The following is a 25,084-nucleotide window of genomic DNA, read 5'->3' as shown; positions in this document are numbered from 1 at the left end:
GCCCCGCGGCGCGGGGGGGGGGGGGCGCGCGGGCCGCGACCCCCCCCCCCCCCCCGCGCCCCCCGCTCCACCACCAGGAGGTACCGACAGTGCAAGGACCCGCGCACCACCCCCCGCCCTCGGGGAACACCCCCGCCGACCACGTGGCGCCCCGCATCCGTGGCCGGCTGGTCAAACTCGCTGCGGCCGGGATCGCCGCAGCGGTCGGCCTGCTGACCGTCACCCTGGCCACCGGGTCGGCGTCGGCCGCCGACAACCCGTACCAGCGGGGCCCGGACCCCACCCGGACCAGCGTCACCGCGGTGAACGGACCCTTCGCCAACACCTCGGTCAGCGTCCCGACCGGGTACGGCTTCAACGGCGGCCGGATCTACTACCCGACCGACACCAGCCAGGGCACCTTCGGTGCCATCGCGATCTCCCCGGGTTACACCGCGTTGTTCTCCGCCGAACTGGCCTGGATGGGCCCGTGGCTGGCGTCCCATGGCTTCGTCGTGATCGGCATCGAGACCAACAGCCGCAACGACTTCGACACGGCCCGCGGCACCCAGTTGCTCGCCGCACTGGACTACCTCACCCAGCAGAGCCCCGTACGCGACCGGGTCGACCCCAACCGGTTGGCTGTCGCCGGTCACTCGATGGGCGGCGGTGGCGCGCTGAGCGCGGCCACCCGACGCCCGTCGTTGAAGGCAGTGGTCGGCATCGCGCCCTACTCGCCGTCGTCGAACCTGGCCAACGACCGGGTGCCCACCATGATCTTCGCCGGGCAGGCGGACACGGTGGTCACCCCGTCCTACGCCACTGGCCTGTACAACAGCCTCCCGGCCACGACGGAGAGCGTCTACCTGGAGGTCGCCGGCGCGGATCACGGCTTCATGGTCGGACGGTCGAACCCGGTGATGGTCCGGACCATGCTGCCATTCGTCAAGATGTTCATCGACAACGACGCCCGGTACAGCCAGTTCCTCTGCCCACTGCTGGACTCCAGCGGCGTGGTCACCTACCGCAGCACCTGCCCGTTGCTGCCCTCCACGCCGACCCCCACCGATCCACCGACCCCCACGGATCCGCCGACCGTCCCACCTGGCTCCGCCAGCGAGATCGTCGGCACGCAGTCCGGCCGGTGCGTCGACGTACCCAACGCCTCGCGTAACAACGGCACCCGGGTCCAGCTCTACAACTGCAACAAGCAGACCAACCAGGCCTGGACCTACACCTCAGGCAAACAACTACAGGTGTACGGCAGCATGTGCCTCGACGCGGCCGGCACCGGCAACGGCGCGGCAGTGCAGATCTACAGCTGCCACAGCCAGACCAACCAACAGTGGAACGTCAACTCCAACGGCACCATCAGCAACGTCCAATCCGGACGATGCCTGGACGCCTGGAGCACCGCCAACGGCGCCCAGATCCAGCTCTACGACTGCCACGGACAAACCAACCAGCAGTTCCGGCTCGCCGCCCTCGCAGGTTGATCACGGCCGCCTCCGCTCGGCACCTCCTCGATGCTGTGCGGATCGACCAGCGGCAGGGCGGGATCCAGCACACCTGAACGGGCGGGCCCGGCATCGCGCCGGGCCCGCCCGCATCACGTGGCCGGGGAGCGGCGACGCCTGGTGTCTCGGACGAGCGTCAGGGCGATGACGAGAAGGCCGAGCAGGGCGACGACGGCATTGGCGGTTGTCAGGAACACCTTCTCGCCAAGGGTGGCGTGGTGGAGGTGGGTCAGGTGGAAGAAGAAGTGGGGTATGGCGAAGGTGGAGAAGGCCGCCGCGGCGGGGATGGTGAAAGCGGCTCGAGGTGCGACAAACGCTATGCCGAGGACGACGGCCAGGCCGAGGGTAGCTCCGCCGAAGTCTCGCGCGTAGTGCTCGCTGAACGGCGGGGTGAGGGTGACGGTCGGGAAGTTGTTGTAGAAGCTTTCGGGGAAGGCCTGGTTCCAGAACCCGACAACGAGTTCGTCGAGGAAGAGGACGGCCAGGGATATCCGGATCAACGCGGTCAGCGCGGTGTCCCGCCCGTCTGCTGACGTTGTCTGCGGCGCGGCGGGGCTGGGTGACCGGCCGTCGTTCATCGGGTCCGCCCGGCGTCGTGCTGCGCTGCCGGGCTGGCCAGCCACTGGTCCAGGGTCTGTCTGCCGCGCGGGCCGGTGGGCAGCAGGCCGTGTCCGGCCATGGCTCGACCGGTCGCTCCCGGAAGGCGGACAGCCAGGTAGCAACCCCAATTCACGCCGGTCAGCGCCTCGTCCAGCCCGGAACCGCGGATCAGGTCCACGCCTGTGGAGCGGGCGAGGATGACCGGCTCGTGGCCGGCAGCCCCTACGGCGTGGACGACGAGGCGTCCGACGCCGCCGGTCCCGCCAGCTACCCCGATACGCACTGAGTCACCTCCCGATCCGCCTTCCCCGTGACGCCGCGGGGGTGCGTCGCCCGGACCGGGCGCCGGGGTGAAAGAGAGGTCAACCGCTGTGATGTCACTGTTGGTTCTACCTCTCCGAGACTCCTCAGCTCGGCGAAAACCGCTCAGACCGCCCGAGCGGGTGGAGCCCGCAACTGTCGCTGTGGTGACCGGCGGCGACCGGCACGTGAGTCGTCGCCGAACCTGCCGGCGCTACTCGCACGGATGGGATCGTTACCGAGTGACGAAGTCGCTTGACCTGCATCTGGAGTTCGATCGGCGTGCGGGTTTCCCGGGTCGCTCGCTGGAGAGCGCGTTACGGGAGAGCATTCGGACAGGCCGGCTGCGGGCCGGGTCGCGCCTACCTGGGAGCCGGAGCCTGGCCGCCGACCTGGGCCTGGCCCGGGGCACTGTGGTGCAGGCGTACGCGCAACTGGTGGCGGAAGGATGGCTGCTGACGGCACCGGGCTCGGGAACCAGGGTCGCGGACGTACTCCATGACCCGCCCGACTCGCGCAGGCAACCGCGGCCGTCGCCCCCGGCCGGGCCATTGATCGAGTTGCGGCCGGGGATTCCCGACCTCACGTCGTTCCCCCGGACGGCCTGGGCGGACAGTGTCCGCCGGGCGCTGACAACGGCCTCACGCGGCACGCTGGACTACTCCGAGCCGACCGGGCTACCCGCATTGCGGGCGGCGGTGGCCGGATATCTCGCGCGCACTCGCGGAGTGCTCTGCGACCCGGACGCGGTGGTGATCACGGCGGGCTTCACCCAGGGCCTCTCCCTCCTGGCGCGAACGCTGCACCGGCGCGGCGTACGCGCCATCGCCACCGAGAACCCCGGTCTGGCCCATCACCGCATGGTGCTGCGTGCCGCGGGCCTGACAGTCACCCCGCTCACCGTCGGCCCCGGCGGGGCCGACCCGGACGACGCGGCGGGCCAGGCCGCGCTGCTCACCCCGGCGCACCAGCATCCGACCGGAGTCGTGCTCGCCCCACGGCACCGTTACCGGCTCATCGCATGGGCCCGGAAGCACGACGCGTTCCTGATCGAGGACGACTACGACGGCGAGTTCCGCTACGACCAGCGGCCGGTGGGCGCCATGCAGGCGCTGGCGCCCGAGCGGATCGTGTACGCCGGCAGCACGAGCAAATCGCTGGCGCCGGGCGTCCGCCTGGGCTGGTTCGTCGTCCCCGAGCCACTGCGTCGTGAACTGACGACGACGATCGTGGAGGCCGGTGCCGCAGTCTCCGCGATCGACCAGCTCACCATGGCCGACCTGCTCACGCACGGCGACTACGACAGGCACATCCGCCGCATGCGCCTGACCTACCGGCGTCGCCGGACCGAGCTGGCCGGCCGCCTGGCCGAGGTGACCATCACTGCGCTGGAGGGCGTCGCTGCCGGCGTGCACGCGCTGCTACCGCTGGCCTCGGTGGCCGAGGAGCGCTGGCTGATCCAGGCCGGACGCCGCGAAGGGCTGCACCTGATCGGCCTGCACAGCAACGGCTACTGGCACGATCCCGCGGATGAGCGGCAGGCGGCCGCCCTGGTCCTCGGATACGCGGCGCCGCCGGCTCATGCCTGGCAGGAGGCGCTGTCCGGACTCTGCCAACTGGTCCATCAGACCGGCCGCCAACTGGTCCATCCTGTTGGTCCGGTCGGGGATACGTTCGATTCATGCAGACCATGAAGATCGGAAACAACGAGATCGTGCTGCTGGGCACGGCCATGCCGCCGGAGTTGCCGGAGGGCTCCCATGTGATGACAGCGACCATCGAACTGCCACCGGGCGACCCGGGCACGCCGCCACACCGGCACTCCGGCCCGGTCTTCGGCTACCTGCTCGAGGGCGAGATGATCTTCGAGCTGGAGGGTGAGCCCGAACGGGTGATCAAGGCCGGTGAGGCGTTCTGGGAGCCCGGCGGCGACGTCATCCACTACCGGTCCGCCAACAACCTGTCCGATCGGGTGACCAAATTCCTGGTCGTGATGGTGTGCGCGCCCGGTCAGGAAATGCTGGTGCTGGTGAGCCCCGAGGAGCTCGAACAGCGTAAGGACCGCCGCTCAACCCGGCCGAACTGACGGAGAGGCACGTCATGCGTATCGTTCTCGCCGGTTCGACGGGCGTCATCGGCCGCCGTCTCGAACCGATCCTGACCGCCCAGGGGCACGAGGTCATCGGGCTGGCTCGCAACGGCCCGGTCGCCGTCGACGTGCTCGACCGGGACGCGGTGGCGGCCGCCGTCCGCGACGCCCGGCCCGACGTGGTCATGCACCAGCTGACCAGCCTGAGCACCGGCGACTTCGCCGCCAATTCGCGGCTGCGTCGGACCGGGACCCGCAACCTGGTCGACGCGGCGCTCGCCGTCGGGGTACGCCGGATCGTGGCACAGAGCATCTCCTGGGCGTACGAGCCGGGCGCCGAGCCGGCGACCGAGGAGACCCCGCTCGACCTCAGCGCCCCAGAGCCACGCCAGACCAGTGTGGCAGGTGCCGCGGCGCTCGAATCCGCCGTCCAGGAGGCGCCCGAGTGGGTCGTGCTGAGATACGGCACCCTCTACGGTCCAAGCACCTGGTACGCCCGCGACGGTCTGATGGCTCAGTTCGCCGCCGCCGGAAAGGTCCCCGCCGACGCGGACGTGAGTAGCCTGCTGCACGTCGACGACGCCGTCGCCGCCGCGGTCGCGGCTCTGGAGTGGCCCGTCGGCGTCGTCAACGTCTGCGACGACGAGCCAGCCGCCGCCTCGCAGTGGGTGCCCGCGTTCTGCGCGGCCGCCGACGTACCAGCGCCAGCGGTGACCGGGGGCGAGCGGCACGGCTGGGCGCGGGGAGCGAGCAACAACCACGCCCGCACGCACCTTGGCTGGAGCCCGGCCTATCCGTCCTGGCGGCAGGGATTCGCCACGGTGTGAGCCGTCCGCACATCTTGATCCTGTAGAGGCAACGGAGACGAAGAGTCATGTCGGATCACTCCAAACTGGCCGCGCTGAGCGACGACCATGCCCGCTTCGGGCTGGAGCGCGATGTCGTACGCGAATGGGAGGACGGCGCCCGCACCGACAATCGCGCCGGGTCGTACGAGTGGTGGTACTTCGACGCCCACCTCGACGACGGCGCGAAGGTGGTAGTGGTGTTCATGAACAAGGACCTCGGCGCGGCGGGAAGCCCGCTGTCGCCGCAGCTCCGGGTCAACCTGGAACTGCCGGACGGGACGATGTCCAACAACACGATCGCGATCCCCGCGGTCGAGTGGTCGGCGGCGAGCGGGCGTACTGACGTCCGGATGGGGCCGGGCAACCGCTTCCAGGGCGAGAACCTGCGCGAGTACCGGATCCAGGCGACCGCCGGAGGGCTGCGGGTCGACTTCACGCTGACGACCGAGGTCCCGGCCTGGCGTCCGGCCACCGGGCACATGCTGTTCGGCCCGGAGCGCGACCTCCAGTTCAACTGGCTGCCCTCGGTGCCCCGGCGCCTACCTCCGCTTCGCCGGCCTGCTCACGATCGAGCACCACAAGGGCGGACACCTGGTCGAGGAGTTCACCGAGGACGCGATCTGGGAGCTCATGTACTTCGGGCGCGCCCGCGTCACCGCCGCGGATCCGTCAGTGCCCGGTCGCCGGGTCGCCCGGAAGCGGTAGTGGGTCCACCGGCTGGCGGAGGCGCTCGATCAACTCTTGGGCCGCCTCGGCGTACCGCTGCTCCGATCCGCGGGGCCGGTGTCCCTGGATCGGCGGCGGGACGCTGTCGCCAGGTAGCGGCACCACGTCGGCGGGATCCCGTAACCGGCGGTCCACCGTTGCCGCCGTCCTGCCGACGGTTACCGACGTGGTCGCCCGGTGGGCGGTGAATATCCAGCCGCCGATCGAGTCGGTGTCGCGCCACAGATTCACCCACCGCCAGTCCACGCGAGCGCCGATCTCGTGCAGCACCTCGTCGTCGACGAAGGCGGGGAACAGTCGCGCGTAGAGTCGGCTCAGTGGTGACCCATGGGTGAGCAGAGCGACTCGACTACTGACCTGGGGCGGTAACTGGAGCACTGTCGCGGCGGCCAGGACCGAGCCGTGGCTGTGTGCGGTGAGCAGCACGAGGTTGCCGCGTCCGACCAGGTACGTGATTCGTCGGGTCAACTCCGGCACGGCTCGTTCGGCGTAGCAGGGTGGCGCGAACGGGTGGGCGGCCCGGGGCCAGAACGTGCCCAGGTCCCAGAGGACACCAACGTGGCGCCTGAATTCGACTGTCCGGTAGGCGAAGATTCCACCGATGGTCAGGCCGAGGATGATCGCGGCGATCCCCCAACTGCCGAACGCGATGGAGAAGGTGATCAGGTCGCCGGGCACCCGTGCGTACCGCTGCACGGACTCGCTCGGCAGCAAGTCCAGCAGACCGAGGGTGGTGGTGGCCGTGCCGATCCCGGCCAGGCAGGCGTAGACCACCGCCAACGGAATCAGTCTCTCGGTGAAGCGGGCCCTGGCTATCGCCTTCTGCGCCTGCCGCAGTCGGGTCGCGGCTGCGGGCGGGCGGTCCGGGTAGTCGCAGGCGACAATCGCCGCAGCGGCACGGAGTCGACGGCGTCGCGAGATGAGGACGACCGGAACCGCAACCACCAGCGTGAACAGCACTGTCCGGAGAAAGCCGAAGATCGCCCAGGTGAACGCCGGCGGCAGACCGGAGGCCAGGCCCTCTCCGGTCGGCGCGTCACGGTCCAGGAAGTCCGCCACCCGGTAGACCAACTCGGCGGACACCGCCACCGCCAGACTCACCGCGCTGGCCGCCATCACCAGTGCCCCAAGCCCGAGCAGGGGGATGGCGTCGCGCCGCCGAACCCGGCGCCAGAGCAGCACCGCGCCGAGGGCGGCCAGCAGGGTCGTCTGGGCAACGAACAGCGAGGTGAGAATTGCGCCGTAGCCGGGTAGCCCGCCCCCCTCGTGCCACGGCGCTGGGCTGGCGAGGACGTGGGCCGTCACCACGATGGTCAGGGCCACGGCTACCGTCCGCACCGTGCGTGTGATTCGGTCCAGTCGCCGATCCGAGGCGGCCCGGTCGAGCAGCGCAGGCATGCAGAGCAGGACCAGGCAGCTGGCCAGCACCGTCCCGGTGGCCACGGCCAACCCGATCGTGCTGGCCGAGGCGCCGTTCGCGGCTCGGGCGGCGAGCAGAGCGACGTCCAGTGTCGCGAACGCCGCCGCGACGTGAACCGAGCGCAGCCGACCCACCAGCGGCCCCGCGTCCCACTGACCGATCCCGCCGAGTCGATGCTCGGAGACCTCGTCCGCGGGAGCACGGAACGCGTCGAACATCCTTCCCGGCCGGGTGCTGGCCCGCCAGAGCACGCCGATGGCGGCGGCCGGAACCACAGCGAGGACCGCGAGGCGCAGGCCCACGGGTTGCCCACCCAACCAGGACATCCAGGTGCGCCCGGCCAGGCATCGTGGCGAGCCCATGCACTTCCACGCGATCACGTCCAGCGTGACGCCGACGAAGGCAAGCACGTACAGCGCGGTGAGGGTGAGCGCCAGCAAACGGCACAGGGACCTGACCGTCGCGTCGGAGCCAGGGCTCGCCGGTCGCATCCAGATCGCCAGGTTGGCCAGCATGAACGGCAGGAGAAACACCAACGTCAGTGTTCGGACCACGCTTCCGGCGGGCAGGTCACCCCAGCGGTACGCCTCCGTCACCCGTTCGCCGTTGCCGCACGAACATGGGCGGTGGGGTCGGTAGAAGCCCCCACTGCGGTCGCCCGCGACCTGCTCGACCTGCGCCACGTTCAACACCTGGGCGGCGCTCGCGCTGGCGGCCCCGTGTACCCGCAGCTCCACCACGTCATCGGACATCCCGGGCCCGCTTGACCGCGCTGACGCACCCGACATCGGCCCCTCCGAAGCGCCTTCGGTGGCCCAGCCGGGTGAACCCAGTCCCCGCGCCACTAGCGGCGGTGTACCCCGCCCGACCGGGACCAACCGTGGGCCCGCCCGCACGGTTGGCTCAGCGTTCGCAGGTCCTCGGGCCGTACAAAATTCCCGTGTCGGTGTGGTGGGCGGTGGCTAGCGTACGCGGATGAGCATTGTCCCGAGGACCGGACTGCGGCTGCGGTTCCTCAGCGATCCGGGCGAGTTCCTGGCCACTGCGGGCGGCTACCTGGGCGCCGATCCGGTCGTCAGCACGGTCGTGACCACCATCGCGCACCGGCTGTTGTCGCAGCGGGCCGAGGGGATCCCGCAGCCCGACCGCAACTGGTGGCTGGTGGTCAGCGACGACTCCGGCGCCGTTGTCGGTGCCGGAATGCGCGCGGCGCCGTATGCCCCCTATCCGCCATTCCTGCTGCCCATGCCCGACGAGGCGGCCGTTGCGCTGGCCCACGCGTTGCACGATCGCGGGGAGGAGGTCCTCGCCGTCAACGGGGCCCTGCCCACGGTCCACCTGTGCGCCACCGCGCTGGCCCGGCTCGGTGGGGGTGAGGTCCAGGTCTCCCAGCACACACGGCTGCACGCGCTCGGCGAGCTGACATGGCCGCCGCCGGTGCCTGGCGGCTTGGTGGCCGCGACCGAGAACGACGCGGGACTGGTCACGGAGTGGCTCGCCGCGTTCATGGGCGACGCCGACGAACAGGCGGGCCGCCCACGCGGTACGAGTGCGCACGAAGCGCCCGACCACGCTGAGGTGCTGCGTCGGCTCCACGCCGGACGGCTGTGGTTCTGGGTCGACGAGACCGGGAAGCCGGTGCACCTCACCGGTGCCAACCCACCGTCGTTCGGGGTGGCCCGCGTGGGCCCGGTGTACACACCGCCGGCCCAGCGGGGGCGCGGTTGGGCCAGCAACGCGGTCGCGGAGGTTTCCCGCCGAATCCAGGCCGAGGGTGCGCGGGTCTGCCTGTTCACCGACCAGGCCAACCCGACGTCGAACAAGATCTACGCCGCCCTCGGCTACCGGCCGGTCGTCGACATGGCCAACCTGGTCATCGTGTGATGAGCAGGTGGGGGAACGGCTCCACCGATCAGGTCGTGGTCTGCTCGCGCAGTGCCCTGGTCGAGCTGGCGGCGGTGTTACCGGCAGCGGGCAGGTTCGTCGTCGCCCGGCTCGACGGAACGAGGATGACGGATGCGGACCACGCCTTCTACGAGTTCTCCGACGCGCTGTTCTTTCCGGGCTACTTCGGCTGGAACTGGGCCGCGCTGTCCGACTGTCTCCGCGATCTGAACTGGTTGCCCGCGGACGGGTATCTCATCGTTGTCGAGAACGCGCCCCGGGTGCTGTCGAGCAGTGCCGAGGATCGGCACACGCTGTTCCAGATCCTTGTGCAGGCCGTTCATCACTGGGCCAGCCCGTTCGGCCAGCCAGAGTTCGCAGTGGTGCTGCTCTGCGACAGCGACAACGAGGCGACTCTGTTGCGGCAGGAGATCGCCCGTGCGGTCCACAAGATGCGGTGAGATCGTCGATAGTCGCGACGTCGCCTGCCGTCCGCGCACCGAACGCGCGGACGGCGATAACGCCTCACCGAGACGGGTTCGCTGATCACCATCAGATCGAACCGTCCGGCCCGCTTCGGTGTCCACAGCGAAGGCCACCAACCGCGCGTCGGACCTCTCCGTCAACGGCCGGAACTGACGGTCGGCGACGGTGGACGCGTCTAGAGCCAGTCGTGTTCGCGGGCGTAGCGGGCCGCTTCGTGGCGGGTCCGGGTCTGGGTCTTGCGCATCGCGTTGGAGAGGTAGTTGCGGACGGTGCCCGGAGCGAGGTGGAGCCGAGCGGCGATGTCGGCGACCGAGTAACCCTCGCCGGTGACCCGCAGGACGTCGGCTTCACGGTCGGTGAGAGGGCTGTCCTCGGTGACGGCGAGCACTGACACGTCCGGGTCGATCCAGCGTTTCCCCGAGTGCAGGGTGGCGATGACCGAGGTGATGTGTGCCGGCTCGGCGGACTTGCTGACGAAGCCCTGGACGCCGAGCTTCAGCGCCTTGCGCAGCACGCCGGGGCGGGCATGCCGGGTGAGCATGAGGATCACCTGCTCCGGTCGCTCGCGGCGGATCTCGGCGACCGCGCCCAGGCCGTCCACGCCCGGCATCTCCAGGTCGATGACGAGCACGTCGGGCCGGTGCCGCAGGGTGGCGGCGATCGCCGTCACACCGTCCTGCGCCTCGGCGAGAACGGTGATGTCGCCCTCCATCGGCAGCAGCGCGGCCAGGGCCGTGCGCAGCAGCGCCTCGTCGTCGGCGAGCACGATGGTGGTCATCGGCCGTCCTTCCCGCTTACCGTCGGGGCCGCGTCGGCCCGAATGGGTGGGAAGACCGCGGCGGTCAGGAACCGCCCGTCCTTCTGTTCCACGGTCAGCTCACCTCCGTCGACCGCCACCCGTTGCCTCAGCGCCGCCAGTCCCCTGAGCTCAGGGGCCGTGGTGGCGGTCACGCCGTCGTTGACGATGGTGATGCCCGACGCGGTGAGCGTGATCTGCACCTGGGTGGCCTGCGCATGCCGCAGGATGTTGGTGGTCGTCTCCCGCAGCACCTGCCCGAGCAGTTCGTTGGCGCGGGCATCCACCTCGGCCTCCCGGGTCACCCGGACCCGGATGCCGGCAGCCTCGAACAGGTTCTTCGCGTTCTCGATCTCGGCGGTGAGGTTGAGTCGCCGTTGCGCGTAGGCGAGCTCCTTGGTCTGCGCGATGGTGTCGCTGACCAGCGTGTACGTCTCCCGCAGCTCCTTCTCCGCGCGAGCGGCGTCGCGGAGCAGCAGTCGCTGGGCCAGGGCTATCTTCAGCTTGACCACGTGCAGGGTGTGGCCCTGGATGTCGTGCAGGTCGCTGGCGAACCGTACGCGCTCCCGGACCACTGCCAGCTCCGCCTCGCGTTCCCGCGTCTGTTCGAGTTCCCGGATGAGGTCGTAGAACCGCTCGCCCACCACGGTGAAGACCGTCACGATGATGGTGAGGGCGGTCGGGATGAGAACGTAGGTGACCAGAACGTGACCGATGTCGTCAGGCTGCACCAGCAGCCGCGCCGCGCCGACGGCGGCGACGTAGGCGAACAGCCCGGCCATCACCAGCTTCCGGCGTCGTCGCACCTCGCGCAGGGCAAGCGAACCTACTGCGCAGAAGCCCCAGTAGGCGTTCGGGCTGCCGGTCACCAGGACCCCGAGCGGCCAGACCGCTGCCGCTACGACCAGGCAGGGCAGTGCGACCCTGGCGAGGTCGTTCGCCGTCCACCGTTCGAAGGCCACCACGCCCGCCACGGCCCCGGGTGCCAGGACGACGATGTGCCACCAGGTACGCGCGTCGGTGTAGAGCAGGATCGCCGCGGCGAACACCACCGGCGGCAGTGACGTCGCGAGGTTGAGCCGGCGCAGCCTTCCCTGCGTCGACTCGGTGAAGCGCGGCGATCTCGCGGTCACCACGCCAGTATCCGGCAGTCAGGGGCCCTGACCAGTGACACCACGTCACATGCGGTGATGACGTGGTGCCACTGCCGGGTCGGCCGCGCCCGCGCTGTCATGGGTACATGTCCACCACACCAGTCATCGAAGTCGAACGGCTGAACCTCACCTACGGCGACTTCCACGCCGTCAAGGACCTCTCCTTCGAGGTAAGACCCGGAGAGCTGTACGCGCTGCTGGGCACCAACGGAGCTGGAAAGACCTCGACCCTGGAGGTAGTCGAGGGACACCGGAGGCCAACCTCGGGCACCGTACGCGTCTTCGGGCACAGCCCCGACGACCGGAGAGCGGTACGTCCCCGAATGGGAGTCATGCTCCAGGAGAGTGGTTTCTCCCCGGACCTCACCGTCCGTGAGTCGGTCGGCCTGATCGGCCGGCTCACCCGGCGTACCGACGACGTCGACCGCGTGCTCGACGTGGTCGACCTGACCGGTCGAGCCGGCCGCAAGGTGTCCCAGCTGTCCGGCGGGGAGAAGCGGCGGCTGGACTTCGCCACAGCGGTCTACGGCACCCCGGAGCTGCTCTTCCTGGACGAGCCGACCACCGGCCTCGACATCCAGTCCCGCGACGCCGTGTGGGCGACGGTGGACCGGTTGCGGGAGAACGGTGCCACCATCGTGCTCACCACCCACTACCTGGAGGAGGCGCAGCAGCGCGCCGACCGGATCGGGCTCATGCACCAGGGCACCCTGCACCGCGAGGGCACGGTCTCCGAGCTGACCCACACTCTGCCCGGCGTGATCCGCTTCGCCCTTGCCACGCCGGTGCCGCCGCTACCGCTGCAGGCGGTCGTCGACGCCGACGGGAAGGTGGTGGTCGAGTCCTTCGAGTTGCAGAAGGACCTGCACCTCCTGCTCGGCTGGGCGCAGGACAACGCCGTGGAGCTGCGGGACCTGGCGGCGGGCCCGACCCGGCTCGACGACGTCTTCCGCGCCATCAACAGTTGATTCGTTCTTCCGAGAGGTCCCTCATCGTGTTTTCCATCGCGTCCAGCGAACTGATCCAGATCTTCCGCAACCGGCTGGTGCTGATCACCAGCCTCATCATCCCGGCCGCGGTCTCCGCGTTCTTCGTCCGTCAGCACGAGACCTACGCCGACCTCGGGAGCCTCGGCTACATCGCCGCGATCGTGCTGTTCACAGTGGCCGCGTTCGGGCTCTACGCCACGGCCGTCACCACCCTGGCCTCCCGACGCCAGAACCTCTTCCTCAAGCGACTGCGCTCCACCGCCGAAGGCGACGCCGGCATCCTCGCCGGCCTACTGCTGCCCGTGGTCGTCCTCACCGTGGTGCAGGTGACAGCGATTCTGACCGCCCTGGCCGTGGTCGCCGGCGCACCGGCGAATGTCGCCCTGCTGGTGGTGGCGGTCCTCGCGACAGTGGCCATGATGATCGGGCTGGCGCTGGCCACGGCCGGCCTCACGAACTCCCCGGAACACGCCCAGGTCACCACCCTGCCCGTTACCCTCGGGGTGATCGCCATGGCCAGCTGGGTCGGCATCACCGGCACCGAGAACCTCGCCTGGCTCAAGCGGCTGCTGCCCGGCGGCGCGGCCACCGAACTGACCATGAACGCCTGGAACGGCGGCGTCGCCGTGACCGACTCCCTGCTCCTGCTCGCGCCCACGCTCGGCTGGGTCGTCGTCGCCGTCGCTCTGGCCACCCGACTCTTCCGCTGGGAGCCCCGCCGATGACCACCGATCCCCGGCCGGACGCCCCGACCCTTGTGGAAGATCTCCTGCTGCTCCTGTTCCAACCCAGGTCCGGGACCATAGCGGGAGAGAACACCCTCTTCTACGTCCTCGGCGGAGCCGTCCTCGCTGACCTCGCCCTCGGCGACCACCTGACCACGACGGACCGGGGACGGGTCAGCAGCGTGGCGGGTCACCCGCCGTCGGACGGCCTGCTGCGGCCGGCGTGGGACTACCTCGCCGAGAAACCCCGAGGGGTGCAGACGGCACTGGCGGCGATCGGTCCCGCCCTGCGGGCGCCGCTGTTGCAGCGGCTCATCACACGGGGCGACATCGACCAGGAGCCGCGTAAAGTACTCGGCCTGTTCCGGACGACAGCCCTGCGGGAGGGCCGAACCGAACGACGGCCCCGCCTGCTCGCCGACGTTCGGCGGGTCCTCGTGGACGGCGCGGAGCCGCAAGCCCGGATCGCCGCGCTCGCGGCGCTGCTCTCGGCGAGCGGGACGCTCCCGCAGTTCGACAGCGAGATCCCGTGGACGTCATCGGTGATCAGCCGAGCCAAGGAACTCGAGCGGGGCGACTGGGGTGCCGACGCCGCGGCGGCAGCCGTTACCCGCACCGTGACGGCCACTGTCGTCAACAGCGCCGTCGTGGCCATCACCGTGCTCCCTCGAAGCTAGAGACGCAGCCGCCGTTCACTGCCTGGCGTTGGCCGGGTGCGGCCGTTCGGGAGGCCTACCCCTGGCGTGGACGGCGTCGGAGGCGGCGATGCCGGCGAGGACGATGACGGCGGTGACGGCCACGGCCAGCGGCGGCAGCAGGGTCATGAACGGCGAGGCGCCGGCAAGCGCCGCAGCGCCGACGATCCGAGAACGGGACACCCGGGCGAATACGGCATGTTCCACCAGGGCTCGCCCGATCAGGAACAGCATCGGTCCGCCGAGGACGACGAGGATCCACGCCGTGTTGGTGTGCCCGAACGGATGTTCGATCACGATTTCGTATCCGACGGCAACGGCGACGATCCCGGCCACCATGAGTACGTGCGCGAGGAAAGCCTCCCGGATGAGGTGCGCAGGCTCAGCGGCGGCTCTGATGGCTTCGGGCAACAACTGGCCCGCCCGGAAGACGTAGACGCGAAACAGCAGAACAGTGGTGATGAAAGAAACCGCGAAGGCTGCCGCGGCTCCGCCGCGCCGGAACGATGTGTCGCTGTAGGCCGAGCCGGTCGTCAGAATCAGTTCGCCCAGAGCAATGATGAAGAATTGTCGGTAGCGTTCGGACAGGTATTCGGCAAGGACGGGCCACTGCCGTTGGGTGGGGCGGGACCACGGCGCGGGATAGAACAGCAGCAGTGCCGCGCCGTCGATGGCGATCGCGATCGTCCACAGCAGGCTGCGGGCCAGATCCGTCACTATCGCGCCGACGATCCACGGCACCGCCGACAGCGTGAACCAGAAGAACACTCCAGCCGCTCGGCGCTGAGCTTCGTGGCCGCGCAGCAGCGGCACGATGACCAGCCCACGAATGATGTGGACGGCGACGTACGCACCAGCGAAGGCCAGACTTCTGTCACCGAACGCCTGCGGCACCGCGACCGCCATCACCAGCGCGCCGAGCATTGCCGTGTAGACCAGCACCTGAAGCTGCGGCCGCTGCGGATCGTAGAGGTCGGTGACCCATGCTGTGACGAACCACAGCACCATGAAGGCCAGCAGCAACACCAGCGCCTCGCCAGCCTCGATGAGGACGATTCGCTGCTCGGTGAACTCCTCGACCAGCCGCTGCGAGACCCGATTGAGGGCAAAGATGAAGACCAGGTCGAAGAAGAGTTCCAGAAGGCTCGGTCGCTGCGGTTGCCCGGGTTTCCGCAGCAGCGCTGCTGCCCTTGTCGACATTGGCCGCCCATTCCTGCCGGCTTGGCCTATCCGGGTATTGGTACCACGCCGGACAGGTCGTCGAGTCGATACCCGAAGAATGCCGGCGGACCATACACCTCTTGGTAGTCGGGTCGGTCCGCCACGGGTGATCGGCACAAAGCGGCGCGCTACGAGCACGGCGGTTGCATCTCCCTTCGCGGGGTACGCCCGTTGCGCCACGCGGGCGCCGTCGGATCAGCCGAGCGGGTCGGTGTGCGCCTCGTACACGCCGGGGGCCGGTACCGGATGGATCAGCGACACGGGGGCGGGCGCTCTGGGGCTGACGGCGTCGTGGAACTGCGAGTGCACGAGGTTTCCGCCACCGGCCCGGATGACCTGCTGGATCGACCGCACGTGCAGCAGGTGGCGGGCGACCATCGGGGCGGCTTCTACCGGCCGCGACCGGGAAACCACGAGGGCGACCAGGCCGGCGGGGTGACGCTGGAGGCCTACCGCTGGAACAACCTGCCTGCTGGCAACGCGGTGCGAACGCTGTCGATGGTGATCCTGTTGCCCTTCATGCTGATCAACCTCGCCATCTGGATGCGTCCGGCCGGAGCCGGCTCCGACCCGGTGATCAAGGCCCTGTGCCGGTTGTTGGCGCTCACCCTGACCACGATGTACGTCCTGAGCATCGTGGGGATCGCACTGGATGTGATTGCGTGGAAGTGCATGTCCTCACCGGAGTGCCTGGCCGGACGCAGTTGGCTCTCCTGGCTCGGCGGGCGTCCTGCCGGACTGCGTCTGGCGGTACTCGCGCTGGTGCCGGCTGCGGCCATCAGCCTGGTGTGGGGGCTCAGCGCTCGCCCGGCGCTCCCGTCTCACGTCTTTCGCGCGGCAGGCCAGCCTCTTGCGGCGAACCGGCTCACCGCCGTCGGCCGGTGGGACAATGAGCCGCTGGTTGGTCGACTGCGTTCGATTCACGTCGCGGCGGCGTTTGCCACGCTGGACCTCAGTCTGCTCGGTGCCCGGGCCGCACAGAACCTGTCGGTCGGCACCGTCGCGCTGGCGGCAACTGCCGGACTCCTGCTGATCATGTGTGCGGTTCTGCTCTGCACCCCACCCCTGACCACGCCCACGGAGTGGCGGCTCGACCGGTTGGTCAGCGTGCTGCGAACGATCGCCCTCGGCCTGACCGTGCTGGTCTGGATCCACGTCCTGACCAGCACGGCCTCCTGGCCGGAGCGGAACGGGCTGCCCGGTTACAACCTGACCGTCGTCGGGCTGTTCATCGGTCAGGCGGTGCTGCTGGCTGCCCTGGGGGTGGTGCTGTTCTGGCACCGGGGTAAGACGGATGTCCCGCCCGCGCTCGGGTTCGGCGCCCTCGCGACCTCCGTGGCCGCGATCAGTCTGGCGCTCACGTTCTCGGCTGAACTGCTCTATCGGGTGTCCGACGTCCTGAACCGGGGCGCGCCGACCGCGGAGGCATTGATCACCAGCCCACCACAGGCCTGTATCTGGGCGATCCTCGGCTTCTCGGTGGCGGTGCTGGCGACGCTGGCCATTGCCGGCGTGGTGTCGGTGGCGTCACGACCGGGCCGGATCCGGGCCGCGTCCGCGATCGTCGCTCGTGACTTCCCAGACGCGCCGACCAATGCCACGCCGCGGCTGCGGCAGGTGCGCAGAACCCTGGCCCGCGCCCAGTTCACCGAGCGGCTGGTGCCGCTCGCGGTTGTCTACGCCTGCCTTGCCGGGATCGGCTTGGCGGCGGTCGCGCTCGGCCTGCTGCCGACGCCTCCCAGCGAACTGGTCCAGCGCCACGTCGGGCTGCCGGTCGGCTTCGTCGACTTCAGCATCGGTGTCGGCAGCTATCTGATCGCCGCCCTCATCGTCGGCCTGGTCCTCGGCGGAATCTTCGCCTATCGCACCCCTGGATTCCGCCGGTACGTCGGCGTGCTGTGGGACCTGGGCACCTTCTGGCCCAGAGCCGCGCACCCGTTCGCGCCCCCGTGCTACGCCGAACGGGCCGTTCCCGAACTGACCTGCCGGATCACCCACCTCGTCGACTCCGGCAACGCGGTGGTGCTCACCGGACACAGCCACGGCTCCGTCCTGCTCGCCGCGACGGTGCTCCAACTGCCGCCACGGGTCACCGACCGGGTCGCGCTGCTGACCCACGGTTCGCCCCTCCGACGGTTGTACGCCCGACTCTTTCCCGCGTACGTCAGCGACGAGGTGATCCACGAGATCGCCAACCGGGTGGACTGGCGGTGGGTGAATCTGTGGCGGGACACCGACCCCATCGGGGGTCGCGTCTTCGCGCCGCAACGACCCGACGAGGCACCCGGCGTATCCGACCGAGAGGCGACTGTGGACCGACGGCTTCGCGACCCGTACGGCGTCACACCTCCGTCCGGCGACATCTTTCCCCCACCGATCAAGGGACACCGCCCCTGCGAATCTGATGAGGCGTTCACTGAGGCGGTGCGTGACCTGGCCGACCGCCTCCGCTGAGCAGACGCTCGCGCGCCGGCTGCTCGGCGTCGTTCACCGGATCCGCCGTCCAGGGCATCGATCCCAGGGTGCCTGAGGCCTCGGCTGGTGCGGTCAGCGGCAGCAGACCCGAAGCGCCCCCGTGCGCCTGCACTGCTCAGAAGCTCCGTTACGGGTAGCGGACAGCCGACATCAGCGCACAAGGTAGCTGACTGCGACCATGAAATCACTGCGCGCACACTCCTCTCCGACATGTTCCCGTCGACTGGAGGACAGATGCGTCTCCGATCGTTCGTCACCGCAACACTGGCCGCCGTCCTGGCCGCCGGCGCGCTCACGCCGCCCGCACCGGCCGTGGCGGCCACCGCCGACCGCTGGGGCTTCGCGTACGTCAAGGACCCCACGGTGCCGGCCTGGACCGTGCTGGACACCAGCCGGCAGTGGGGTAGCTGGAAGACCGCGTTCCCGGCCGCCTGGGCCGACGGCATCAAGCTCGCGCCCGGCCGGTTCCAGGTCCGCTTCCCGCAGATAGGTGCCAGCTCACGGGGCGTGCCGCACGTGACCCCGGTGAACCGGACCGGTCACTACTGCGAGGTGGTCCGCTGGTTCCAGTCCGGCGCCGACGAGATCGTCGACGTGCAGTGCCACAAGCCGGGCGGCACGCGCGACGACACCCCGTTCACAGTGCTCTGGACGACCAGTTCGGGCGTGCTGCCGGCCGGCACCTCCCACGCGTACGTGCAGTGGACCAGCGGCCTGGTGGCGCAGTCGTACAACTCCACCGGTGTCGTGAACACGGTCGGGCCGGTGGGCGTCGGGCAGTACCTGGTGCGGCTGCCCGGGGTGGGACTGGCCGGAGTGCTCGCCGGCAACGTGCAGGTCACCGCCGTGCAGCCGAACGCCGGTCCCCGCCGCTGCAAGGTCTACTCCTGGAGCGCTGTCGGCACCGGCGTGCAGGTGTACGTCTTCTGCTACGACCAGGCCGGCGCGTTCATCAACACCGACTTCGTCCTCTCGTACCACCGTCGGCGGCCGGTGATCGGCTCCCTCGGCCCGCCCTCGTACTTCGGCTACCTGGGTACCGCCGTCGGCGGGCCGACAAACGACAACTCGGTGCTCGGTGTCGGTGCGAACACGGTGGCACCGTTGGCGCCCGCCGGCCGCTACCTGGCGACCTTCCCGCAGGTCGGCATCAAGGAGACGCACGCCCAGGTGGTGGCGCAGGGCGCTGGCAGCAACTACTGCCACCTCACCCAACCCTGGACGTACACCACCAACGCCGACGTCGACGTCATCTGCTTCGACAACACCGGCGCAGTCACCCCGCATCGCTTCCTGGCCACCTTCACCTCCCGGCTCTGACGTAGGGCCGCGCCGGCGGTGGCGGACCCGTTGCTGCCGGCGCGGTAAGGCCCCCCGGACGTCATCGCAGGAGCGGGGCGAGGCCATCGAGGAGGCGTTGGAGGCCGAACTCGAAGAGCGTGTCCAGGCTCCAGACCATGTCGTCGGCGGTGATGAAGCGGGCCATCAGCGGGAGCCGCCCGTCGGCCAGGACCGTGCCGATCCGTTCTCCGTGGGCCGCCATCCACTGGGTGTCAGTCAGGCCGCTGTCCTGCTCGGCCTGCGCCTCCTCGGCCAGGTTCACCGCCGTGCCGCGCACGTAGTTGGCCACCGTCACCGCCGCCGTGAACTGTGCGTTCAGGTCGAGCCCGCGCCCGTCCAGGGCCCGCATCGCGAACTCGGTGTGGGCCATGGCGTGCGGGGCCGGAAGTGGCCGGGTAAAGGAGAGTGCCTGGGCCAGCCAGGTGTGCCGCCGGTACATCGCCCACTGCAACCGGGCGAAGGCCTCCAGGCAGGCCCGCCAGCCATCGCGGTCCGGGGTGAGGGCCGGCGGCGGGTTGTCGGCCATGACCTCGTCGATCATGAACAGCACCAGCTCTTCGCGGTCGGCCACGTACCGGTAGATCGCCATTGTCGGAATGCCGAGCTGTCCGGCGAGCCGGCGCATCGACAGGCCGTGCAGCCCTTCGGCGTCGGCGATGGCCACGGCGGCGGCGACCACCTGCTCGCGGTCGGGGTCGGGTGCTCTACCCGCACCGGCCGCGGCGACCACGGTGCCGACGCCCCGCATGGGCTCAACGAGACCCCGTTCGCGCAGGGTTGCCAGAACCTTCGTCGCGGTCGCCATCGCGATCCCGTACTCGGCCATGAGCTGCCGGGTCGACGGGATCCTCGCCCCGGGCGCAAGCTCGCCCGACGCGATCCGGTCCGCGAGACCGGCGGCGATCCGGCGGTACGGCGGTTCCTCCACAGCAGCCTCCCGTGCACTAGTGCAGTCACGGTACCCGGTAGACGAATACGGGGGCCAGCCTCACTGTTACCGATTGCTAGTGCACTCATACGCTGTACGACATGACTGATTTCGCTCTTCTGACGTCGCTTCGCAGGACCCACGATGGCCCGGCGACCGCGCTGGACGGCGCCACCATCGGCATCGCCGCGGGCAGTTTCACTGCCTTCCTGGGCCCCGGAGGAGGTCCGGGCGGGAGCAGCAGCGCCCACGACCCGGTCGCTGCCTCGTACGCCGACACCGTCGTCTTTCGAGGAGCGATGTCATGAGTCTGCTCCGACGTGGTCAGCAGGGCCATGGCCTGGATGTGGCCGCGGAGAACACTCACGACGCCCGGATCAACGTCATTGACGCGTTGCGCGGGATTGCGCTGCTGCTCATCCTGCTGGTCAACGTGTCGTACTTCAGCTCCGGATACGCCTTCCAACTGGTCAGCGATCCGGCGTACGGTGCGCTCGACCGGCTTGTCGCAGGTGCGGTCGAACTGCTGCTCGCAATGAAGGCGTACCTGCTGTTCTCATTCCTGTTCGGCTACAGCTTCACCCTGCAACTCGACTCGGCGGCCCGGCGTGGGGCGGCCTTCGGCCGGTCGTTCCTGCGTCGACTGTCCGGGTTGTTCGTGCTCGGGGCACTACACGCGGTGCTGCTGTTCCACGGCGACATCCTCACCACGTACGCGTTGCTCGGTCTCGTGCTGCTCGCCGTTCGGCGGGTCGAGCCGCGCTCCGCCTTGCGTGCGGCGGCGATCATCGTGGGTGTTCTCGCGTTCGTGGTAGGTCTGGCCGCGGCTCTTGGTGCCGCGGTGGTCCCGGATCAGGCCGCCGCGGTCGTCGCCGGTGCGCGTTCGACGGAGGCCCTACGCGGCGGGTTCGATGATGTCGTCCTGGAGCACCTGCGCTCGTTGCCGGCGATGCTCGGCGCACTTGCCGTGCAAGGGCCCTTGGCCTTCGCCGCGTTCCTCGTCGGACTGGCCGCTGGCAGGCACCGGTTGCTCGCCGCCGCGCACACCCGGGAGAACCTGCTGCGCCGATGCGAGCGGGTCGGCTATCCGGTTGGCCTGGCCGGCGCCACCGTGTTCGCGATCGGCGGCGGCACGGCGAACATGACGGGACTGCTGGTCAGCATCGTCACCGCGCCGTTCCTCGCGGCGGCCTACGCCGCGACTCTGCTACGTCTGTTCACGCGGCGTCCGCGCGTCGCGAACGCGTTGGCACCTGCGGGACGCATGGCGTTGACGAACTACCTGGGCCAGTCGCTCATCTGCGTGCTCGTCTTCACCGGTGTAGGGCTGGGGCTGGCCGGCCGCACCTCGCCAGCGCAGACGCTGCTCATCGCCCTGACCATCTTCGTGGTACAGGTGGCTGCCAGTTGGTGGTGGATGCGACGCTTCCGGTACGGCCCGTTCGAATGGGCGTTGCGCGCCTGGACCCACGGCAGGCGACCCGCCATGCGACGGTAGGCCCGACAGCTCTCAACCGGCTGCGCGCAGCCGGACGGCGATCCGCACCAGCACCACGAGGACGCCGCCGACGCGGCGAGTACGAGACGGCGGCCGTCAGCCGCCGGAGGGCCGGTGTGCGGCACTGGCGGCCGAGATCCGATGACGACCGAACGGCCCGACGGTCAACCCTCCGCGGGAGGGTTGACCGCCGGGCCGCCCCGGTGACGAGCCGCTCGCGGCGGCCCGCTGGTCAGCCGGTCAGAGGCCTGCGGCGTGCGCGGCGGCGGTGCCGCCGACCACAGGTAGGACGATGTTGCTGCTCTTCAGCGCGACCTGCAGGTTCGCGGCGGTGGTGTCCGCCTGGCTGGAGTACTGCGGGTAGCTGGCCACGATGATCACGCCGATCCGGTGGCCGGGCTTGAAGACGTAGTCCTCCGGCAGCAGCGGGAAGCTGAAGTTGTACGACTCCCCCGGCACCAGCGGCACGGCGACGCGGATGGACTGCCGGTTCTGGGCGTCCATGATGCCCTTGGTGACCAGCTCGTAGTCGGCGGTGGCCACCCGCTTCGCCGTCTGCTTGTAGCAGCCGTCATCGGTCGGGCTGCTCTCGCCCCAGCAGTCCGACGTGTCCAGGGTGATGATCCCCTCGCCGGAGGCGCGGTGCGCGACCCGCTCGTCGGTGCCGTAGTCGACCAGGATCGCCCCGAGGTTGGTGTCGGTCTGGTCGGCGGAGGCCCGCAGTTGCACTGTGGGTGTGCCGGAGATGTGCAGTGGCGCGGTGAGCGGCGCGGAGAGGAAGGCCAGCCGGTTGGGCTGCACCACGTCCGGGTTGAGGATCATGGTGTTCTGGCTCTGCGTGCGGCTGTCCTGGAACGCCCCGGTCGCCGGCTTCGCGGTGGGCACCAGCCCGAGACCGCCCGCGCCGGTGGTGCCGGGCTGCAGGAACACCTCGGTGTCGGCCTTGCCGGGGATCGGCCAGTCGGCGTGGGTCTCCCACACGTCGGCGGCACGCTCCAGGTCCACCCGGGGCTCGTCCATGATGCCGTTGGCGACGCCCTGCAGCCAGAAGTCGAACCACCGGTGCAGCGTCGACACCCACACCGCGCGGCGCGAGTCGAACGGGTCGACGTGGCCCTCCTGCGACAGCCACAGCTTGCGCGGCACGTTGTTCTCCGCCAGGGCGTACCAGAACTTGCTGAAGTGGTCCGGCCGGACGTTGTCGTCGTTGAGGCCGTGGTAGAGCAGCACGCTGGCGGTGACGTTGGGAACCTTCTTGACGTAGCTGCGCTCGTTCCAGAAGGACGTGTAGTCGCCGTGCTCGTCGCCGTCGGCGGCACCTATCGCGTCGCGTACCGGCTTGCAGTAGTCCCGGCGCTCCGGGTTGGTGACCGTGTTGGCCAGCGACGACACGTAGCTGTTGCCACGGGTGACCACGCCGTTGCTGCGCACGTAGTCGTAGTACTCGGTCGGCCCGCTGATGGGCACGACAGTGGTCAGGCCCTTCACGCCGGTCACCGCCGTGGCCATGGCCAGCGAGCCGTCGTACGACTTGCCGATCATCCCCGTCTTGCCGTTGTGCCAGTCCGCCTTGACGACCTCGCCGGCGGCGTTACGGGCGGTGGCCCGGCCGTTGAGCCAGTTGATGGCCTGCTTGGCGCTCAGGTTGTCCTGGTTGGCGTTGGTGGTGGGGCAGCCGGTGGAGTTGTTGGTGCCGACCATGTCCAGCAGGATGACCGCGTAGCCGCGCGGCACGAAGTAGTTGTCGTAGAACAGCGGCCACTTGTCGAGCAGTCCGTCGCCGTCGAGGTCCGCCTTGCATTCGGACTCGTTGCCTCGGCAGACGGTCGAGTAGTAGGGGCTCGCGTCCATCACCACCGGGGCCTTGAGCCCCTGCGCGGTGGCCGCCGGCCGCATCAGGTCGAACGCGATGATGTCGCGCAGACCGTCGTTGTCGCTGTCGAAGGTGGAGTCGATGAACAGGCGTTCCCGGATGGCGTCGGCGTAGCCGAACACCGGCTGGGTGACGCCGTCCTGGACGACTATCGACGGCGGGCCGTCCGCCGCCAGCGCCTGCGGCGCCGCGCCGAGGGCGGCGAGCACAGTCGCGGACAGTACGGCCACGCCTGTGCGCCAGCGCGTTCCCACTGTAGGCATGCATTCTCCTTGATGTGTCCGAGGCTGCGTACGCTACGAGCCGGTTGTCTGTGCCACCACCTGCACGTGTAGGAACTTCGCCGGGTGTGGTTCGACGGGCTGCGTCTCTCGCCCGGCGGGCAGGCGCGCGCCGGGCACGGGAAGACCTCGGTGCGACGCCGACCGGTGCCGGGTCGGCGTCGCACCGAGGTGTCTGGGTGACGAGACTACGGCTGGCCGGCCAGCACCAGTTCCCGCAGCCGCCGGTCGAGTGTCGGGGCGTCCAGGCCGCCCGGCCAGCCGCGGAGCAGGGCGCCACCCTTGGCCACCAGCACGACGGTCGGCGGTTCCCGCACGGCGTACGAACGCCAGATCGTCTGCTGGTCGTCCAGGACGACCGGGTACTCCACCCGGTGGTTGCGGAGGTAGTCCTGGACCTCGTCGGCCTGGTCCGCGCCGGCCACGCCGACGAAGACCACCCGGTCCCGGTAGCTGCGGGCCAGCTCACTGAGGGCGGCCTGGTTGCTGGCGCAGGTGGTGCACCAGGAGTTGAAGAAGGTGAGCACGACGGGACGCTGCGCCCACAGCTCGGCGGCGACGAATGGTGTGCCGTCGGTCAACGCGCCGGTGAACGCCGGGGCGGCCGGGGCGGTACCGGGCGCCGGGCGCAACGCCAGGTCGGTGGGGACCGGCCCGGGCAGCTCCGCCGCCCCTCCGGCGGGCGTCGGCGCGGGCACGGGCTCTGGCGTGCTGCATCCGCCCAGCAGCGCCGCCGCCAGCAACAGCGGCAGAAGTGCCCGCCTCATGACGGGACCACCGCGACCAGCGCCGGGCCCTCACTGCTGTCCGGCGTCAGGTCGAGCGCCGGCCGGCCGTCCACCTCCAGCCGGTAGGAGGTTCGCTGCGGCACGCGCACACCGACGGCGAACTCGCAGTAGGTGGGCAGGCGTTCGACCCCCAGGTCCTCGGCGAAGGCGGCCACCGCGGTCCCCGCCGGCAGCTGCCCGCTGGCCAGCGCCGCTCCGTCCGGGTCGAGCACACGGAACGGCGCCCGGTTGTGAAAGTGCTGGTACGGACCGGTGCCGGCGCAGTCCACGCCAGCGGCCCGGATGTTGATGTCGCGAACCAGGACCCGGACGGTCGTCGGATCGACAGCCTCCTGGGCGGCGCCGACGGTGGCGCAGCCGGTCGCGCCGGCCAGCAGCAGGGGCAGCAGAGTCGTGATGCTTCGCCGCACGTCATCCTCCTTCCGTCCGCCTGCCGGGTCCGTGGCGGTCTACCGCCGCGGACCCGGCAGG

The 25,084-nt window shown here is 69.9% G+C and carries 24 protein-coding genes; 13 read left to right on the top strand and 11 right to left on the bottom strand.

Annotated elements, in window-relative coordinates:
- The first annotated feature begins 89 nt into the window (after positions 1-89).
- A complete protein-coding gene (locus tag AB0B98_RS09160; protein ID WP_357361669.1) occupies positions 90-1,475 on the top strand; it encodes a ricin-type beta-trefoil lectin domain protein in 1,386 nt (461 codons plus the stop codon).
- 113 nt (positions 1,476-1,588) lie between these two features.
- Here AB0B98_RS09160 and AB0B98_RS09155 read toward each other — a convergent pair whose 3' ends face one another.
- Both AB0B98_RS09155 and AB0B98_RS09150 read right to left on the bottom strand, forming a co-directional pair.
- A complete protein-coding gene (locus AB0B98_RS09155; protein WP_357361668.1) occupies positions 1,589-2,074 on the bottom strand; it encodes a hypothetical protein in 486 nt (161 codons plus the stop codon).
- The gene (locus AB0B98_RS09150; protein WP_357361667.1) at positions 2,071-2,379 is read right to left on the bottom strand and encodes a hypothetical protein; all 309 of its coding nucleotides are present in this window, start codon (positions 2,377-2,379) and stop codon (positions 2,071-2,073) included. The genes AB0B98_RS09155 and AB0B98_RS09150 overlap by 4 nt, the downstream gene beginning before the upstream one ends.
- A 259-nt stretch (positions 2,380-2,638) precedes the next feature.
- Here AB0B98_RS09150 and AB0B98_RS09145 point away from each other — a divergent pair, with 259 nt between their 5' ends.
- Genes AB0B98_RS09145 through AB0B98_RS09135 form a run of 3 tightly spaced genes read left to right on the top strand, consistent with a single transcriptional unit; the run spans position 2,639 to position 5,312 of the window.
- Positions 2,639-4,090, top strand: a complete 1,452-nt coding sequence (locus tag AB0B98_RS09145) for a PLP-dependent aminotransferase family protein (protein ID WP_357361666.1) — start codon at positions 2,639-2,641, stop codon at positions 4,088-4,090.
- Positions 4,078-4,482, top strand: a complete 405-nt coding sequence (locus tag AB0B98_RS09140) for a cupin domain-containing protein (RefSeq protein WP_238667991.1) — start codon at positions 4,078-4,080, stop codon at positions 4,480-4,482. Before AB0B98_RS09145 ends, AB0B98_RS09140 begins: the two co-directional genes overlap by 13 nt.
- 14 nt (positions 4,483-4,496) lie before the next feature.
- Positions 4,497-5,312 (top strand): NAD(P)-dependent oxidoreductase, encoded by an 816-nt coding sequence (locus tag AB0B98_RS09135; RefSeq protein ID WP_357361665.1) that lies wholly within the window; start codon positions 4,497-4,499, stop codon positions 5,310-5,312.
- Positions 5,313-5,367: 55 nt separating this feature from the next.
- Here the strand turns inward: AB0B98_RS09135 and AB0B98_RS09130 are convergent, their stop codons facing one another.
- Entirely contained in the window at positions 5,368-5,805 is a 438-nt protein-coding gene (locus AB0B98_RS09130) for a hypothetical protein (protein WP_357361664.1), read from the bottom strand.
- 197 nt (positions 5,806-6,002) lie between these two features.
- The gene (locus AB0B98_RS09125; protein ID WP_357361663.1) at positions 6,003-8,231 is read right to left on the bottom strand and encodes a hypothetical protein; all 2,229 of its coding nucleotides are present in this window, start codon (positions 8,229-8,231) and stop codon (positions 6,003-6,005) included.
- Positions 8,232-8,454: 223 nt separating this feature from the next.
- On the opposite strand from AB0B98_RS09125, the gene AB0B98_RS09120 reads away from it, so the two are divergent.
- Positions 8,455-9,363 carry a GNAT family N-acetyltransferase gene (locus AB0B98_RS09120; RefSeq protein ID WP_357361662.1) on the top strand — a complete coding sequence of 303 codons (909 nt, stop codon included), beginning with the start codon at positions 8,455-8,457 and terminating at the stop codon, positions 9,361-9,363.
- Complete coding sequence (locus AB0B98_RS09115; RefSeq protein WP_357361661.1) at positions 9,363-9,824, top strand: barstar family protein; 462 nt, start codon at positions 9,363-9,365, stop codon at positions 9,822-9,824. The genes AB0B98_RS09120 and AB0B98_RS09115 overlap by 1 nt, the downstream gene beginning before the upstream one ends.
- Positions 9,825-10,024: 200 nt before the next feature.
- On the opposite strand, the gene AB0B98_RS09110 is transcribed toward AB0B98_RS09115, so the two are convergent.
- Both AB0B98_RS09110 and AB0B98_RS09105 read right to left on the bottom strand, forming a co-directional pair.
- Complete coding sequence (locus AB0B98_RS09110; protein WP_357361660.1) at positions 10,025-10,627, bottom strand: response regulator transcription factor; 603 nt, start codon at positions 10,625-10,627, stop codon at positions 10,025-10,027.
- Positions 10,624-11,778, bottom strand: coding sequence for a histidine kinase (locus AB0B98_RS09105; protein ID WP_357361659.1), 1,155 nt, complete (start codon positions 11,776-11,778; stop codon positions 10,624-10,626). The genes AB0B98_RS09110 and AB0B98_RS09105 overlap by 4 nt, the downstream gene beginning before the upstream one ends.
- A gap of 107 nt (positions 11,779-11,885) precedes the next feature.
- Here AB0B98_RS09105 and AB0B98_RS09100 point away from each other — a divergent pair, with 107 nt between their 5' ends.
- The 3 genes from AB0B98_RS09100 to AB0B98_RS09090 are packed head-to-tail and all read left to right on the top strand — an operon-like array spanning position 11,886 to position 14,190.
- A complete protein-coding gene (locus AB0B98_RS09100) occupies positions 11,886-12,767 on the top strand; it encodes an ABC transporter ATP-binding protein (RefSeq protein WP_357361658.1) in 882 nt (293 codons plus the stop codon).
- 26 nt (positions 12,768-12,793) lie between these two features.
- The gene (locus AB0B98_RS09095) at positions 12,794-13,513 is read left to right on the top strand and encodes a hypothetical protein (RefSeq protein WP_238668000.1); all 720 of its coding nucleotides are present in this window, start codon (positions 12,794-12,796) and stop codon (positions 13,511-13,513) included.
- Complete coding sequence (locus AB0B98_RS09090; RefSeq protein ID WP_357361657.1) at positions 13,510-14,190, top strand: GPP34 family phosphoprotein; 681 nt, start codon at positions 13,510-13,512, stop codon at positions 14,188-14,190. The genes AB0B98_RS09095 and AB0B98_RS09090 overlap by 4 nt, the downstream gene beginning before the upstream one ends.
- A 15-nt stretch (positions 14,191-14,205) precedes the next feature.
- Here AB0B98_RS09090 and AB0B98_RS09085 read toward each other — a convergent pair whose 3' ends face one another.
- A complete protein-coding gene (locus tag AB0B98_RS09085) occupies positions 14,206-15,408 on the bottom strand; it encodes a low temperature requirement protein A (protein WP_357361656.1) in 1,203 nt (400 codons plus the stop codon).
- Between the two features lie 324 nt (positions 15,409-15,732).
- On the opposite strand from AB0B98_RS09085, the gene AB0B98_RS09080 reads away from it, so the two are divergent.
- Both AB0B98_RS09080 and AB0B98_RS09075 read left to right on the top strand, forming a co-directional pair.
- Positions 15,733-17,883 (top strand): hypothetical protein, encoded by a 2,151-nt coding sequence (locus AB0B98_RS09080; RefSeq protein WP_357361655.1) that lies wholly within the window; start codon positions 15,733-15,735, stop codon positions 17,881-17,883.
- A 255-nt stretch (positions 17,884-18,138) separates the two neighbouring features.
- Positions 18,139-19,224 (top strand): hypothetical protein, encoded by a 1,086-nt coding sequence (locus tag AB0B98_RS09075; protein WP_357361654.1) that lies wholly within the window; start codon positions 18,139-18,141, stop codon positions 19,222-19,224.
- A gap of 61 nt (positions 19,225-19,285) precedes the next feature.
- Here AB0B98_RS09075 and AB0B98_RS09070 read toward each other — a convergent pair whose 3' ends face one another.
- On the bottom strand, positions 19,286-20,173 hold the full coding sequence (locus AB0B98_RS09070; RefSeq protein ID WP_357361653.1) for a TetR/AcrR family transcriptional regulator C-terminal domain-containing protein: 888 nt from the start codon (positions 20,171-20,173) through the stop codon (positions 19,286-19,288).
- A 101-nt stretch (positions 20,174-20,274) separates the two neighbouring features.
- On the opposite strand from AB0B98_RS09070, the gene AB0B98_RS09065 reads away from it, so the two are divergent.
- Together AB0B98_RS09065 and AB0B98_RS09060 are read left to right on the top strand one after the other, a co-directional pair.
- Positions 20,275-20,481, top strand: coding sequence for a hypothetical protein (locus tag AB0B98_RS09065; RefSeq protein ID WP_357361652.1), 207 nt, complete (start codon positions 20,275-20,277; stop codon positions 20,479-20,481).
- Positions 20,478-21,671: a DUF418 domain-containing protein gene (locus tag AB0B98_RS09060; RefSeq protein WP_357361651.1), complete on the top strand. Its 1,194-nt coding sequence runs from the start codon at positions 20,478-20,480 to the stop codon at positions 21,669-21,671. The genes AB0B98_RS09065 and AB0B98_RS09060 overlap by 4 nt, the downstream gene beginning before the upstream one ends.
- A gap of 240 nt (positions 21,672-21,911) precedes the next feature.
- On the opposite strand, the gene AB0B98_RS09055 is transcribed toward AB0B98_RS09060, so the two are convergent.
- From AB0B98_RS09055 to AB0B98_RS09045, 3 genes are all read right to left on the bottom strand, one after another.
- Positions 21,912-23,807 (bottom strand): CocE/NonD family hydrolase, encoded by a 1,896-nt coding sequence (locus tag AB0B98_RS09055; RefSeq protein ID WP_238668009.1) that lies wholly within the window; start codon positions 23,805-23,807, stop codon positions 21,912-21,914.
- 206 nt (positions 23,808-24,013) lie between these two features.
- Positions 24,014-24,592, bottom strand: a complete 579-nt coding sequence (locus tag AB0B98_RS09050) for a TlpA disulfide reductase family protein (RefSeq protein ID WP_357361650.1) — start codon at positions 24,590-24,592, stop codon at positions 24,014-24,016.
- The gene (locus AB0B98_RS09045) at positions 24,589-25,023 is read right to left on the bottom strand and encodes a hypothetical protein (protein ID WP_357361649.1); all 435 of its coding nucleotides are present in this window, start codon (positions 25,021-25,023) and stop codon (positions 24,589-24,591) included. Before AB0B98_RS09045 ends, AB0B98_RS09050 begins: the two co-directional genes overlap by 4 nt.
- Positions 25,024-25,084 lie beyond the last annotated feature (61 nt).

The sequence above is a fragment of the Micromonospora sp. NPDC048947 genome, assembly GCF_040649495.1.
Taxonomy (GTDB): Bacteria; Actinomycetota; Actinomycetes; order Mycobacteriales; family Micromonosporaceae; genus Micromonospora; species Micromonospora alfalfae.
The sequence above is the reverse complement of the archived record's forward strand: the minus strand, read 5'-3'. Positions and strand labels throughout refer to the sequence as shown.